Source organism: Mycobacterium rhizamassiliense, assembly GCF_900157375.1.
In the GTDB taxonomy this organism is placed as follows: domain Bacteria; phylum Actinomycetota; class Actinomycetes; order Mycobacteriales; family Mycobacteriaceae; genus Mycobacterium; species Mycobacterium rhizamassiliense.
The window spans coordinates 3,419,670-3,434,060 of record NZ_LT721901.1; the positions used below are offsets into that span (position 1 = coordinate 3,419,670).

Here is a 14,391-nt window from a genome sequence, read left to right on the forward strand (position 1 = left end):
GCTTGGTTGATGATTGACACCCGGCCGCTGCGGCGTGTACACCAAGTGATCAGATGACCGGAGGATGCACATGGCCGATTCACCCGCTCTTGTCCAGACCTACCAGCTCTACATCGACGGCAACTGGGTCGAGCCGGCCGACGGCCGGTACGACGATGTGTCCCCGTCCACCGAGGCCGTCATCGCCACCGCACCCGACGCGAGCGTCGCCCAGGTAAGCGACGCGATCGGTGCCGCGCGGCGCGCCTTCGACAGCGGCCCGTGGGGCACGATGAGCGCCGAGCAGCGCGCCGCGTGCCTGAACCAGCTGGGCGAGGCGCTGACCAAACACGCCGACGACTTCTTCGCGCTGTCGCAGGCGGAGTGGGGCTGCATCGCCAACGAGCGCATGATGCAGATCGACGGCGCCGGGTTCATGTCGATGCATGCCGCCGGGCTCGCCACCCAGCTCACCGACGAAGCGGTCTCCGGCATCAGCGCCGGGACCACGCTGTTGCGCCACGCGCCGCTGGGCGTGGTGTCGGTGCTGACGCCATGGAACTTCCCGCACTGCCTCAACGTCATGAAGCTGAATCATGCTCTGGCGGCGGGCAATACGGTCGTGCTCAAGCCCTCGCCGCTGACCCCGCTGGCCGGGCTGGCGCTCGCGCGGATCATCGACGAGCACACCGACATCCCGCCCGGCGTCGTCAACGTCGTCACCCCGTCCGGGGTGGAGGCGGCCAAGCTGCTCACCACCGATCCGCGGATCGACATGGTGAGCTTCACCGGCAGCTCGGTCGTCGGCAAGCAGGTCATGTCCGCCGCCGGCGACACGATGAAACGAATCCTGCTGGAGCTGGGCGGCAAGTCGGCGAGCATCATCCTCGACGACACCGAGATCACCGACGAGATGCTGCGGCAGATGCTCTTCGAATCCTGTTCGCTGCATGCCGGACAGGCCTGCATCCTGCACAGCCGGCTGCTGCTGCCCGATTCGCTGCACGACGATGTCGTCGCCCGGCTCGCCGCGCTGGCCCGCGAGGTCAAGGTGGGCGATCCCTTCGACCCCGACGTCCAGATGGGCCCGCTGATCAGTGCGGCGCAGCGGGACCGGGTCGAGGCGCACATCGCCGGGGCCATCAAGGACGGGGCCACGCTGGTGACCGGCGGCCGCCGCCCGGCCGGCCTGGACGTCGGCTTCTACGTCGAACCGACGATCCTGTCCGGCGTCGAGCCGAATTCGACTATCGCACAAGAGGAAGTCTTCGGTCCGGTGTTGACGGTGCTGCGCTACCGCGACGACGACGACGCGGTAGCGATCGCGAACAACTCGCAGTATGGGCTGTCCGGCGCGGTGTGGGGCGGCGACGTGGACCGCGCCGTCAGCGTCGCTCGCCGCGTCCGGACCGGCCAGATCGCCGTCAACGGCATCAGCCCCGGCGGCGCGCCGTTCGGCGGCTTCAAACTCAGCGGGCTCGGCCGCGAGGGCGGTGGCATCGGCGGACTGCACCAGTACATGGAGCCGATGGCCATCGGGGTTCCCGCGTGACGGGACCCCTCACCGGGCTGTCCGTCGTCGAAATCGCCACCGAAATCTCAGGCCCTTACGCCACAAAGCTTCTCGCCGACCTCGGCGCCGAGGTCACCAAGATCGAGCCGCCCGGGGGAGACCCGCTGCGACGATGGGGGCCGTTCGCCGGCGGCATCGCCGATCCGCAACGCTGCGGGCTGTTCGAATACCTGAACGCCGGCAAGCGAATTGCCGACCTCGCGGATGCGACGGAACCGATCGAACAGGCGCACCTACTCGTCGAGAATTTTGCGCCCGGGACGCTGGACGGCTGGGGACTCGACACCGACAGCCTGGCCAAGATCAACCCAAACCTATTGGTGCTCAGGATATCCCACTTCGGGCAAACCGGGCCGTGGCGAGACCGGCCGGCCACGTCGCTGACCGTGCAGGCGGCGTCGGGCTGGGTCAGCGCACGCGATCCCGACCGCCCGCCGGTACAGGTCGGCGCCCGGATCGCCGAATACGTCGCCGGCGCCTACGGCGCGTTGGCCGCCCTGACCTCGCTGCGGTTGCCACCCGAGGGCCACGTCCGGGAAGTCGACGTTTCCGAATTCGAGTCGCTGCTGTCGACGCTGCCCTATCCGATGCTGATGGCGCAGAAGATGCTCAGCCTCGGCCTGCCCACCAACGCGCGGGGGGCTCCCATGCTGGGGGTGGTCCGCGCGGCCGACGGCTGGGTGGGCATCAACTGCCTGACGGGTCAGCACTGGCTCGACGTGTGCGCGATGCTCGGCCTACCGGAGTTCGCCGAGAAGCAGATCGAGATCATGATGGCCGGCCCCGAGCGCGCCGAATTCTATTCCCGCGCAGAGCCGTTGATCGCAAAGCAAACAGTCGCCGAGATCGTCGAGCTGAGTCAGGCCATGCGCATTCCGGCCGCCCCGGTCAACGACGGCGCGACCATACTGGACTCTCCGCAATACGCCAGCCGACGCTTCTTCGTCGACGGCGGGGGGTTTAAGAGCCCGGGAAAACCATTTCGGTTCACCGAAGGCCCTGTGGCGCAGCCTGACCCGGAGCCCGATCGGACGGCGCTACCCTTTGCCGGGCTGAAAGTGCTTGACTTGAGCACCTTTTGGGCTGGTGCCTACCTGACCTGCTATCTGGGTGCGTTCGGCGCCGACATCGTCAAGGTCGAATCCATCCAGCGCCCGGACGGCTTTCGCTACTCGGGCGCGTTTCCCTTCGAGGGCGACGACTGGTACGAGCGCAGCGGGCTATGGCAGGCCACCAACCTCAACAAAAAGGACCTGACGCTCGACCTCACCTCGGAGCGCGGGCTTGCGATCGCCCGGCGGCTGGCCGCGCAGGCCGACGTCGTCGTGGAGAACTTCTCACCGCGCGTGGTCGAGCAGTTCGGCCTGGACTACGAGTCGCTGGTGGCGCTCAAGCCCGACGTGATCCTGGTCCGGATGCCGGGTTTCGGCCTGCAGGGCCCCTGGCGCGACTACGTCGGGTGGGCGCTGAACTTCGAGCAGACCGCGGGGATGTCAGCAGTCACCGGCTACCCCGACGGCCCGCCGTGCAACCCGCAAGGGCCCGCCGACCCCGTAGTGGGTGTGCACGCGGGCGTCGCCTTGCTGGCCGCCCTGGAACACCGCCGGCGCACCGGGCAGGGGCGGTTGATCGAGGTCGCGCAGATCGAGGTCGCCGCGTGCGTGACCGCCGAGCCGGTGATCGAGTACTCGATGAACGGCGCCGTACAGCCCCGGGAAGGCAATCGCCGGCGCGGCTACCTGCAGGGCGTGTATCCGACCAACGAGGACGAGGTGTGGGTGGCGCTGTCGCTGCCCGACGACGGCGGCATCGACCACGACGCGTTCGACGACATGGTCGCCGGCTGGACCCGCACGCAGACACCCGACGTGATCGTGGAAACCCTGCAGGCGCAAGGTATTCCGGCGGAGCGGGTGATCACCGGCGAGCACATGTATGACATACCCCAACTCGACGAGCGGGGCTTCTACGAGGAGTTCGAGCGTCCCATCACCGGAGCTCACCGCTTTCCGGGCTGGCCGTTTCGCATCACCCCCGGGCCGGGCCGTCACCACCGCACGCCCGCGCCCACGCTCGGGCAGCACAACGAGGAAATCCTGCGCGGCCTGAATCTTTCCGATGACGACGTCGCCGCCCTGCGCGAGGAGCGGGTGATCGGCGAGCGGGCGCTGAACACCTAGTCGCGCCTTTGGTAAACCGCCGGTCCCATGCCAAGCTGCTGACATGGTCATCCAGATCGCCCGCCCCAAGCTCGAAGGAAACGTCGCCGTCGGCGAAGACCGCCAGATCGGCTTCGCCGAATTCGGTGATCCGCAGGGCCGGGCGTTCTTCTGGCTGCACGGCACCCCGGGCGCCCGCCGGCAGATTCCCACCGAGGCCCGCCTGTACGCCGAGGACCACAAGATCCGGCTGATCGGGCTGGACCGTCCCGGCATCGGCTCGTCGACACCCCACCGGTACCGCAACATCCGGGCGTTCGCCAACGACCTGGAGACCATCGCGGACACGCTCGGGATCGACAAAATGGCCGTCATCGGGCTGTCCGGCGGCGGGCCGTATGCGCTCGCGTCGGCCGCGGCCATGCCGGACCGGGTGGTGGTGACCGGCGTGCTCGGTGGCGTCGCGCCGTTCCTCGGCGACGAGGGGATCACCAGCGGGCTGATGAACCTGGGTAAGCGGGTGGCGCCGCTGCTGAAGCTGGGCGGTGACCCGCTGCGCATCGGCGCCAGCCTGCTGGTCCGGTCGATTCGTCCGGTCGCGAACACCGCTCTGCTCCTGTATGCCGCGATATCTCCCGAAGCCGACCGGCGCCTGCTCACCCGGCCCGAGTTCGGCGCCATGTTCCTCGACGATCTGCTCAACGGCAGCCGCAAGCAGCTGGCGGCCCCCTTCAACGACGTCATCCTGTTCACCCGCGACTGGGGCTTCCGGCTCGACGAGGTCAAAGGCCCGGTCCGCTGGTGGCACGGCGACAGCGACCACATCGTTCCGTTCGCCCACGGTCAGCACGTGGTGTCGCTGCTGCCCGACTGCGAGCTGATCGTGCTGCCCGGCGAAAGCCATCTCGGCGGGCTGGGCCGCGGCGAAGAGATCCTGTCCACGCTGACCAAGCTCTGGGACGAACAGCCCTGATGAGCGCGCCGCGATCAGGCTGCGAGTAGCCTGCTGTCGTGCTGCTGGCATCGCTGAATCCCTCCACACTGACCGCCAGAGACATCCCCGACGCGGTGACTATCGACGGCGCCGTCTTGAGTCGTAGCGACCTGGTCGGCGCCGCAACCTCGGTGGCCGAGCGTGTCGCCGGCGCCGAGCGGGTTGCGGTGCTGGCCAAGCCGACCGCGGCGACGGTGCTGGCCGTCGCCGGCTGTCTGATCGCGGGTGTCCCGTTCGTCCCGGTGCCGTCCGACGTCGGCGCCGCCGAACGCAGGCACATGCTCACCGACTCGCGCGCGCAGGCCTGGCTGGGCCCCGAGCCTGACGAGCCGGATGGTCTGCCGCACGTCCCGGTCCGGCTGCACGCCCGTTCCTGGCATCGCTACCCCGAGCCCGCGCCCGAGGCCACCGCGATGGTCATCTACACCTCGGGCACCACCGGGCTGCCCAAGGGCGTGCTGCTCAGCCGCCGGGCGATCGCCGCAGACCTGGACGCGCTGGCGCAGGCCTGGCAGTGGACGCCCGACGACGTCCTGGTGCACGGGCTGCCGCTGTTCCACGTGCACGGCCTGGTGCTGGGCCTGCTCGGGTCGCTGCGGATCGGAAATCGCTTCGTGCACACCGGAAGACCGACGCCCCAGGGGTACGCCCAGGCGAGCGCCGACGCCGGGGGCTCGCTGTTCTTCGGGGTGCCCACGGTGTGGTCGCGCGTGGCGGGCGACGCCTCGGCCGCCGAGGCGCTGCGGCGCGCGCGGCTTCTGGTGTCCGGCAGCGCCGCGCTGCCGGTGCCGGTGTTCGACCGGCTGTCCGAGCTCACCGGCCACCAACCGATCGAGCGCTACGGCGCCTCCGAATCGCTGATCACGCTGTCGACGCGGGCCGACGGCGAACGCCGGGCCGGCTGGGTGGGCCTGCCGGTCGCCGGTGTGCAGACCCGCCTGCTCGACGACAACGGCGATCCGGTGCCGAACGACGGGGAAACCGTTGGGAAGCTTCAGGTTCGGGGTCCGATGATGTTCGACGGCTACCTGAATCGGCCGGAGGCCACCGCGGAGGCCTTCGGCGACGACGGCTGGTATCGCACCGGTGACGTCGCGGTGCGCGACGGCGACGGCATGCATCGCATCGTGGGACGCGAGTCGGTCGACCTGATCAAGTCGGGCGGATACCGCATCGGCGCAGGCGAAATCGAGACGTCGCTGCTCGGGCACCCGGGCGTGCAGGAAGTGGCCGTCGTCGGCCTGCCCGACGAGGACCTGGGCCAGCGCATCGTCGCCTACGTCGTCGGCTCGGCCGACCTCACCGCCGACGCACTGATCGACCATGTCGCGCAAGAGCTTTCGATACACAAGCGGCCACGCGAGGTGCGGATGGTGGATTCGCTGCCCCGCAACGCGATGGGCAAGGTCATCAAGAAGCAGCTGCTCGCCGAGGGGTGAGTGGGCGCGGCCGGAGGGCCGATCGTGACACGCGCCACTGCGACGGGAGTAACTATCGGTCCCCTCAGCAGGCGATTTGCCCGGCGCGCAGGATATTGGCAGGTTGGATAGCGAGCGTAAGGCCACGCCTTCGCTTAGCTTCGTTGGGTGGAGAGGTAGGAAACGCCGACGCCCGGGTGGGCGGTGAGGACAGTAAGGGTTTGTCATGGGTGAGTTGACCCGCCCAGCAGGTTTGGCCGAAGCGATGCCGGCCGAACCGCGCCCCGCGCCGATGGCCAGGATCGCGCTGTCTTGCCTGACCGGTTCGGCAATCGAGTTCTACGACTTCCTGATCTACGGCACCGCGTCGGCCCTGGTGTTCCCCGCGGTGTTCTTCCCGAACCTGAGTCCCGGCGTGGCCACGGTCGCCTCGATGGGAACATTCGCGACGGCGTTCCTGTCGCGGCCCCTCGGTGCGGCCGTCTTCGGGCACTACGGCGACCGGCTGGGCCGCAAGAAGACATTGGTCGCGACGCTGCTGATCATGGCCGTGTCGACCGTGAGCGTCGGTCTGGTGCCCAGCACCGCATCCATCGGCGTGGCCGCGCCGCTGATCCTGATGGTGCTGCGGCTGCTACAGGGGTTTGCAGTGGGCGGCGAGTGGGCCGGGTCGGTGCTGCTCAGCGCCGAGTACGCACCCGCCAACCGGCGCGGCCTGTACGGCATGTTCACCTTGCTCGGCGGGGGTGTCGCCGGGGTGTTGAGCAGCCTGACCTTCCTCGGCGTGAACGTCACCATCGGCGAATACAGCCCGGAGTTCCTGCAATGGGGCTGGCGGGTGCCTTTCCTGATCAGCGCCGTGCTGATCGCGCTGGCGCTGTACGTGCGGCTCAACATCGACGAGACCCCGGTGTTCGCCGACGAAAAGGCCCGCGACCTGGTGCCCAAGGCCCCGCTGGCCGAGGTGCTGCGCCTGCAGCGCCGGGAGATCATCCTGGCCGCGGGCGCGTCGGTGGGCGGGATGGCGTTCGTCTACATGGGCAACACGTATCTGGCCATGTACGCCCACTCGCACCTGAGCTATCCACGCAGCTTCATCTGGTCCGTCGGGGCGCTGGCGGCCCTCGCGAGCATGGTGTGCCTGGTGGTCTCGGCGCTGTTGTGCGACCGGGTGGGCCGCCGCCGGGTGATGCTCGTGGGCTGGGCCGCCTCGGTGCCCTGGTGTTTCGCGGTGATGCCGTTGATCGACACGGGCAAACCGGTGTTGTACGCGGTCGCCATCGTCGGCACCTTCGCGGTCAACGGGATCGGGAGCGGGCCGGTCGGGGCCTTCGTCCCCGAACTGTTCGCCACCCGCTACCGCTACACGGGATCGGCGCTGTCGATCAACCTGGCCGGCGTGCTCGGGGGAGCCGTCCCGCCGATGATCGCCGGAACGCTGATGGCCACCTACGGCAGCTGGTCGATCGGCGCGATGCTCGCCGGGCTCGCGCTGCTCAGCCTGGTCTGCACCTACCTGCTGCCCGAGACCACCGGCACCAAGCTGTAGTCAGCTCAGTTGGCGTGCAGGTCCTCGTTCAGCGCGATGCCCTGGCCGCCGCGGGCCACCACCTCGACGGCCCCGCTCAGCGAATTGCGGCGGAACAATAGGTTGCTGCCGCCGGACAGCTCGAGCGCCTTGCGCGTTTTGCCTTCGGGCGTAAGGACTTTGGTTCCCGCGGTCACATACAGACCGGCCTCGACGACGCAGTCGTCGCCCAGCGAAATGCCCACGCCGGCATTGGCGCCCAGCAGGCAGCGCTTGCCGAGCGAAATGACCTCGTTGCCACCGCCGGACAGCGTGCCCATGATCGACGCCCCGCCGCCGATGTCCGTCCCGTCGCCGACCACCACGCCGGCCGAGATGCGGCCTTCCACCATCGACGCGCCCAGGGTGCCCGCGTTGAAGTTGACGAACCCTTCGTGCATGACGGTGGTGCCCGCCGCCAGATGCGCGCCGAGGCGCACCCGGTCGGCGTCGGCGATGCGGACGCCGGTGGGCATGACGTAGTCGACCATCCGGGGAAACTTGTCGACGCCGTAGACGGTCACCGGCCCCCGGCGGCGCAGCCTGGCGCGGACCGCCTCGAAGCCCTCGATCGCGCAAGGCCCGTGGTTAGTCCAGGCGACATTGGTCAATACCCCGAACAAGCCGCCGGCGTTCAGCCCGTGCGGCGCCACCAGCCGGTGCGACAGCAAGTGCAGCCGCAGGTAGGCGTCGTAGGCGTCGGCGGCCACATCGTCGAGAGAGCCGATGACGGTGCGCACGGCGATGGTGTCGGTGTTGCGGTCGTCGTCGCGGCCAACCAGTGCGGCCAGTTCCGGTGGCACGTCGGACAGCGCCAGGCGCTGTGTTGTCGACGTGCCGGTGTCGCCCCCGTCGGTCAGTTCCGGTGCGGGAAACCAGGTATCGAGCACCGATCCGTCGGCGGCCAGCGTCGCCAAGCCGATACTTGCAGCTCCAGTCACGCTCGTCACGGTACTTCCCGCGGCCCAACCATTAGCCTTGGGGGCGTGCTGGACTTGCATGCCGACCCGATTGAGCTGACGGCCGCGCTGGTGGACATCCGCAGCGAGTCGCGCGACGAAGCGCGCATCGCCGACGAGGTGGAGGCCGCGCTGCGCGCCCAGACGTCCGGCTTCGAGATCGTCCGCAACGGCAACGCCGTGCTGGCCCGCACCCACCTGAACCGCTCGTCGCGGGTCATGCTTGCGGGTCACCTGGACACCGTCCCGGTGGCCGACAACCTGCCCAGCCGCCTGGCCGATGGCGAACTGCACGGCTGCGGCACCGCCGACATGAAATCCGGCGACGCCGTGTTCCTGCATCTGGCCGCCACGGTCGCCGAACCGGTGCACGACCTGACCGTGGTGATGTACGACTGCGAGGAAATCGAGTCGGCGGCAAACGGATTGGGCCGCATCGAGCGCGAGCTGCCGGACTGGTTGTCCGCCGACGTGGCCATCCTGGGCGAACCCACCGGCGGCTACATCGAGGCCGGCTGCCAGGGCACGCTTCGCGTGGTCATCAGCGCCACCGGAACTCGTGCGCATTCGGCGCGTTCCTGGTTGGGCGACAACGCAATTCACAAGCTGGGCGCGGTCCTCGATCGGTTGGCGGCCTACCGGGCCCGCGCCGTCGACATCGACGGTTGCGAGTACCGCGAAGGGTTGTCGGCGGTCCGCGTCGACGGCGGGGTGGCCGGCAACGTGATACCCGATGCCGCTTCCGTCACGGTCAACTACCGCTTCGCCCCCGACCGGTCGCCGGACGCGGCGCTGCAACACGTGCACGAGGTGTTCGACGGGCTCGACGTGCGGATCGAGCAGACCGACAGCGCGGCCGGCGCGCTGCCCGGCCTGTCGCAGCCTGCGGCGAAGGCTTTGGTCGAGGCCGCCGGCGGGCAGTTCCGGGCGAAATACGGCTGGACGGACGTGTCGCGGTTCGCCGCGCTGGGCATACCCGCGGTCAATTTCGGCCCCGGCGATCCCAACCTCGCGCACACCCGCGGCGAGCGCGTCTCCGTCGCGGCGATCACCGCCGCGGTCGCGATGCTGCGGCCCTACCTGGGCGGCTGAGGGCGCGATTCAGCCTGCGCGGCGGCATCGGCCGCCGCGGCCCGCATGCCCAGCGCCGCGAATTCCTCCGACACCGCCCGCAACGCCGCGTCGTTGCGGGCCGCCAGCGCCTGCGCGTGGGCGAGGGCGGTGCGGCCCACCACGCAGTCGATCTCGCCGCACAGCCGGGTCAGCGGGTCCACTGCGCGGGCGTCGCCCAGCCGGACGGCCTCGTGCCACGCGCGCAGCGCGGCGCCGTGCTGCCCGCTGCGTTCGGCCATCCGTGCCGCATCCCGGGCCGCCGCGACCGCGCCGTGCAGATCGCGCACCGAGGCCAGCCGCCACGCCCGCGCCACGCCCAGCTCGGGGCCGAACAGCGCCGACTTGGTTCCGTGCCGAGATTCAGCCCTGCTCAACACCTTTGCCGCCGCGGCGATGTCGCCCTGCTGGGCCAGCGCGGTGGCCAGCAGCATCAGCGACAGCGGCCCCCAGGAGTAGCCGGTGCGCTCCAAGGCGGCGCTGGCCGGGCCGAGCAGCGTTGCGGCCCTGGCGAATTCGCCGTTCGCGATCAGCACGTGCGCCAGCAGCACCTCGCCGATCGCGCGGCCCGGCTGCTGCAACTCGGCGAAATCCGTGAATTCCCTGGCGAGTTCGGCCGCCGTCTCAAGCTGACCGGCCATCACCAGTGTGGTGGTCTGGCCGAGCCCGACGGTGAAGCGCAGCAGCCCGGGGTGCTCGGCGCCCAGCACGCGCTGCGCCAGCGACTCGACCTCGTCGAACCGGCCCTGCCGCGCCGCGCACAGCGTTGCGGCACTCGCCGCCCAGGCCACCGCCTGGTCGTCGGCCGCCGGTGACGTCAGCACAGCGCCGGCGATGTCGACGGCATGTCCGACGTTGCCCGCGTTCATCGCGAAGGTGGCGCTCAGCGCGTCCAGCGTCACGCGTGGGCCGTCGTCGGGGACGCGGTTGCGGATGGTCTGCAGGAAGGCGGTCGCCCGCTCCGGCTCGCTGAGCATGAAGAACTGGTTGGCCGCCCGCAACAAGGTCCAGGCCATCAGGTCGGGTTCGCCCAGCGCGGCGGGGTCGACCGCGTCCAACAGGGCCTCGGCCTCCCGGCCGCGGCCCTGCCACGCCAGGGCATTCGCCAGCGGCAGCCGCGCGGCCAGGTCGTCGGCGCGTTCCAGCGCCGAGCGGGCCAGGCGTTCACCGAGCGTCAGATCGCCCAGCCGCAGCGCCTGCCCGGCCGCGGCGACCACCTCGGCCACCGGCTGTGGGGCGTCGCTGTCCAGCGCCAGGTAGGCCAGCCGCAGCCGGTCGCTGAGGTGCTCCGCCGGTTGCTGGGACAGCCGGTTGACCAGGTCGGTGCGGCGACGCCGGGCGCCGTCGTTGCCCAGCAGGGCGCGCGCCCGTTCGGCGAACAGCGGATGGGCGGTGTAGACCACCTCGACTTCGCCGCGCGCGCGGGTTTCGGCCGCGCCCCACTCCTGCGCCTCGGCGATCGCGTCGTCGCCGGCCAGGGCCGCCAGGTCGGCGACCGACAGCGGTTCCTGCAGCGACAGGTAGTCGAGCACCGCCCGCGCCGGCTCGGGCAGCTGCGCGATGAACTCGTCGACCCCGGACTTGCTGGCGGGGTTGGTCGCCTCGCCGGGCGCCTCGATGTCGAGGCGGTCCAGCAGCCCGTCGGACCACAGCGCCGCGATGGCCTCCGGCGTCGCACCGAAGTCCGGGCCGCGGGCGGAGACGATCATCCGCGCGGTGCCGGCCAGCGCGAACTGGTACACCAGCGTGGCCGACAGCACGTCCAGATCGTGGGCGTCGTCGACCACCAGCAGCAGGCGGCTCTGCGCGTCCCGCGCCAGCGACGCGCGCGCGGCGCGCAACAGCGCCGCCGGCTTGCCGATGTCGGCGATCTCGACCAGATGGCTGAAGGCGCCGAACGGGACCACGCGCTCGGTCGGGGTTCCGGTCACCCAGCGAACGATCGTGTCGGGGTGGCGCCGGCCGAAATGTTCCGCGGCCAGCCGCGCCAGCGTGGACTTGCCGATGCCGTCGGGCCCGAGCACGACCGCGCCGGGCCGGGCCGAATCACCCAGGACAGCGTCGAGCTGGGCGAGGGCGGCCTCGTGTTGGGGGACGTTCCATCGAATCGGCACTAACGCCGATCCTATTGCGGCGCGGTGGCCGAATGGCCACCAGCTGGCGTCGCGAGTCCGTAGGGGCGCGACCGAATGGGCTTTGGTCTACCTTTGGCGGATATGCCTCCGGAACGCGATTCATCCCGCCCATGGGCGGTCTGTGTGTACTGCGCATCCGGGCCCACCCACCCCGAATTGCTGGAATTGGGCAGCGAACTCGGCGAGGCGATCGCCGAGCGCGGCTGGACGCTGGTGTGGGGCGGCGGCCACGTCTCGGCGATGGGCGCCGTGTCCAGCGCGGCCCGGGCGCGCGGCGGCCGGACCGTCGGCGTGATCCCGCAAGAGCTGATGCGCCGCGAGATCGCCGACGCAGCGGCCGACGAGCTGGTCGTCACCGACACCATGCGCGAGCGGAAGCAGATCATGGAAGACCGTTCGGATGCGTTCATTGTGCTGCCCGGCGGCGTGGGCACCCTCGACGAGCTCTTCGAAGCGTGGACGACGGGCTACCTGGGTATGCACGACAAACCCGTGGTGATGCTGGATCCCTGGGGGCATTACGAGGGCTTGTGGGTGTGGTTGAACGGACTGCTCGACAGCGGCTACATCTCGCAGTTGGCGATGGACCGGCTGGTCCTGGTCGATAAGGTGGGTGCCGCGCTGGAGGCGTGCGCGCCGTGAAGTCGGATGCGTAACCGGGGAATCGAGGAATCACGTGTCCGATCACGACGGGGGAACGCGTAAACCGGTCGGCCTGGCCGACATCGCATCGGGGCTGCCGGGCGTGCTGGCGGACCTGCCGATCATCCTGCGGGGTGCGCGGACCGGCCTGGTGGCCAGCCCGAGCGCGCACAAGTCGATCGGCACCGTGTTCCAGGACCGAGCCGCCCGCTTCGCCGACCGGGTCTTTGTGAAGTTCGGCGATCAAGAGCTGACCTACCGCGATGCCAACGCGGCCGCCAACCGGTACGCCGCGGTGCTGGCCTCGCGCGGCGTCGGGCACGGCGACGTCGTCGCGATCATGTTGCGCAATTCGCCGCGGACCGTGCTGGCCATGCTGGCCGCGGTCAAGTGCGGTGCGGTCGCCGGGATGCTCAACTACCACCAGCGCGGCGACGTGCTGGCGCACAGCCTGGGCCTGCTGGACGCCAAGGTGCTGGTCGCCGAGACCGACCTGGTCAGCGCCGTCACCGAAAGCGGCGCCCCCGCCGGCACCGAGACGCTGACCATCGAGGACCTGGACCGATTCTCCGTCGGCGCGCCGGCCACCAACCCCGCGTCGGTGGCGACGGTGCAAGCCAGGGACCCCGCGTTCTACATCTTCACCTCCGGCACCACCGGATATCCCAAGGCCAGCGTGATGACGCACCGACGGTGGCTGGCCGCGCTGGCCGCGTTCGGCGGGCTGGGGCTGCGGCTGAAGAGTTCCGACACGCTGTACAGCTGCCTGCCGCTGTACCACAACAACGCGCTGACGGTCGCGGTGTCGTCGGTGATCAACTCCGGCGCGACGCTGGCGCTGGGGAAGTCGTTCTCGGCCACCCGATTCTGGGACGAGGTGATCGCCAACGAGGCGACGGCGTTCATCTACATCGGCGAGATCTGCCGATACCTGCTCAACCAGCCGGCCAAGCCCACCGACCGCAAGCACAAGGTCCGGTTGATCGCCGGCAACGGCCTGCGCCCGGAGATCTGGGACGAGTTCACCAAGCGGTTCGGTATCGCGCGCGTCTGCGAGTTCTACGCCTCCAGCGAGGGCAACGCCGCCTTCATCAACATCTTCAACGTGCCGCGGACCACCGGCGTCTCGCCGACGCCGCTGGCCTACGTGCAGTACGACCCGGACACCGGGGTGCCGCTACGCGACGACGACGGCCGGGTGCTCCGCGTGCCCGCGGGCCAGCCCGGCCTGCTGATCAGCCCGGTCAACCGGCTGCAGCCGTTCGACGGCTACACCGACCAGGAGTCCAGCGAAAAGAAGTTGGTGCGCAACGCTTTTCGTGAGGGTGACTGCTGGTTCAACTCCGGCGACGTGATGAGCCCGCAGGGCATGGGACACGCCGCGTTCGTCGACCGGCTCGGCGACACCTTCCGCTGGAAGGGCGAGAACGTGGCGACCACCCAGGTCGAGGCGGCGCTGGCGTCGGACAAGTCCGTCGAGGAGTGCACCGTCTTCGGCGTCGAGGTCCCCGACACCGGCGGCCGCGCCGGCATGGCCGCGGTCAAGCTGCGCGAGGGCGCCGAGTTCGACGGCGCCTCGCTGGCGCGCGCGGTGTACGACGAGCTGCCCAGCTACGCACTGCCGCTGTTCGTCCGGGTGGTGGAGTCGCTGGAGCACACCACGACCTTCAAGAGCCGCAAGGTGGAGCTGCGCGACCAGGCCTACGGATCCGACGTGGCCGACCCGCTCTACGTCCTGGCGGGCCGCGACGAGGGCTACGTGCCGTACTACGACGAATACGCGCAGGAGATTGCGGGCGGTAAGCGACCGCAAGGCTGAGGCCCCCGCGGTCACCAGGCACTATGGACGGGTGCA

Annotated in this window: 10 protein-coding genes; 8 read left to right on the plus strand and 2 right to left on the minus strand. The window is 69.9% G+C overall.

From position 1 onward, the window contains the following. Nucleotides 1–70 precede the first annotated feature (70 nt). The 5 genes from MRAB57_RS16740 to MRAB57_RS16760 all read left to right on the plus strand — a co-directional run bounded on the left by MRAB57_RS16740 (nucleotide 71) and on the right by MRAB57_RS16760 (nucleotide 7,672). Nucleotides 71–1,531: an aldehyde dehydrogenase family protein gene (locus MRAB57_RS16740; protein ID WP_077088348.1), complete on the plus strand. Its 1,461-nt coding sequence runs from the start codon at nucleotides 71–73 to the stop codon at nucleotides 1,529–1,531. Then, on the plus strand, nucleotides 1,528–3,732 hold the full coding sequence (locus MRAB57_RS16745; protein ID WP_077088349.1) for a CaiB/BaiF CoA transferase family protein: 2,205 nt from the start codon (nucleotides 1,528–1,530) through the stop codon (nucleotides 3,730–3,732). The genes MRAB57_RS16740 and MRAB57_RS16745 overlap by 4 nt, the downstream gene beginning before the upstream one ends. Nucleotides 3,733–3,775: 43 nt before the next feature. After that, nucleotides 3,776–4,684 (plus strand): alpha/beta fold hydrolase, encoded by a 909-nt coding sequence (locus tag MRAB57_RS16750; RefSeq protein WP_077088350.1) that lies wholly within the window; start codon nucleotides 3,776–3,778, stop codon nucleotides 4,682–4,684. A gap of 38 nt (nucleotides 4,685–4,722) precedes the next feature. Further along, nucleotides 4,723–6,144 (plus strand): acyl-CoA synthetase, encoded by a 1,422-nt coding sequence (locus MRAB57_RS16755; RefSeq protein WP_077088351.1) that lies wholly within the window; start codon nucleotides 4,723–4,725, stop codon nucleotides 6,142–6,144. A gap of 271 nt (nucleotides 6,145–6,415) precedes the next feature. Then, nucleotides 6,416–7,672 carry an MFS transporter gene (locus tag MRAB57_RS16760; protein WP_077090639.1) on the plus strand — a complete coding sequence of 419 codons (1,257 nt, stop codon included), beginning with the start codon at nucleotides 6,416–6,418 and terminating at the stop codon, nucleotides 7,670–7,672. A 5-nt stretch (nucleotides 7,673–7,677) separates the two neighbouring features. Here MRAB57_RS16760 and dapD read toward each other — a convergent pair whose 3' ends face one another. Continuing rightward, on the minus strand, nucleotides 7,678–8,640 hold the full coding sequence (dapD, locus tag MRAB57_RS16765; RefSeq protein ID WP_108637955.1) for a 2,3,4,5-tetrahydropyridine-2,6-dicarboxylate N-succinyltransferase: 963 nt from the start codon (nucleotides 8,638–8,640) through the stop codon (nucleotides 7,678–7,680). 36 nt (nucleotides 8,641–8,676) lie between these two features. On the opposite strand from dapD, the gene dapE reads away from it, so the two are divergent. Further along, a complete protein-coding gene (dapE, locus tag MRAB57_RS16770) occupies nucleotides 8,677–9,741 on the plus strand; it encodes a succinyl-diaminopimelate desuccinylase (RefSeq protein ID WP_077088353.1) in 1,065 nt (354 codons plus the stop codon). Here the strand turns inward: dapE and MRAB57_RS16775 are convergent. Further along, nucleotides 9,726–11,873: a tetratricopeptide repeat protein gene (locus MRAB57_RS16775; RefSeq protein WP_077088354.1), complete on the minus strand. Its 2,148-nt coding sequence runs from the start codon at nucleotides 11,871–11,873 to the stop codon at nucleotides 9,726–9,728. The two genes, dapE and MRAB57_RS16775, sit on opposite strands and share 16 nt — an antisense overlap. Before the next feature lie 102 nt (nucleotides 11,874–11,975). Here MRAB57_RS16775 and MRAB57_RS16780 point away from each other — a divergent pair, with 102 nt between their 5' ends. Continuing rightward, nucleotides 11,976–12,536, plus strand: a complete 561-nt coding sequence (locus MRAB57_RS16780; protein WP_077088355.1) for a TIGR00730 family Rossman fold protein — start codon at nucleotides 11,976–11,978, stop codon at nucleotides 12,534–12,536. A 34-nt stretch (nucleotides 12,537–12,570) separates the two neighbouring features. Next, nucleotides 12,571–14,355, plus strand: coding sequence for a long-chain-acyl-CoA synthetase FadD6 (fadD6, locus tag MRAB57_RS16785; protein WP_077088356.1), 1,785 nt, complete (start codon nucleotides 12,571–12,573; stop codon nucleotides 14,353–14,355). Nucleotides 14,356–14,391 lie beyond the last annotated feature (36 nt).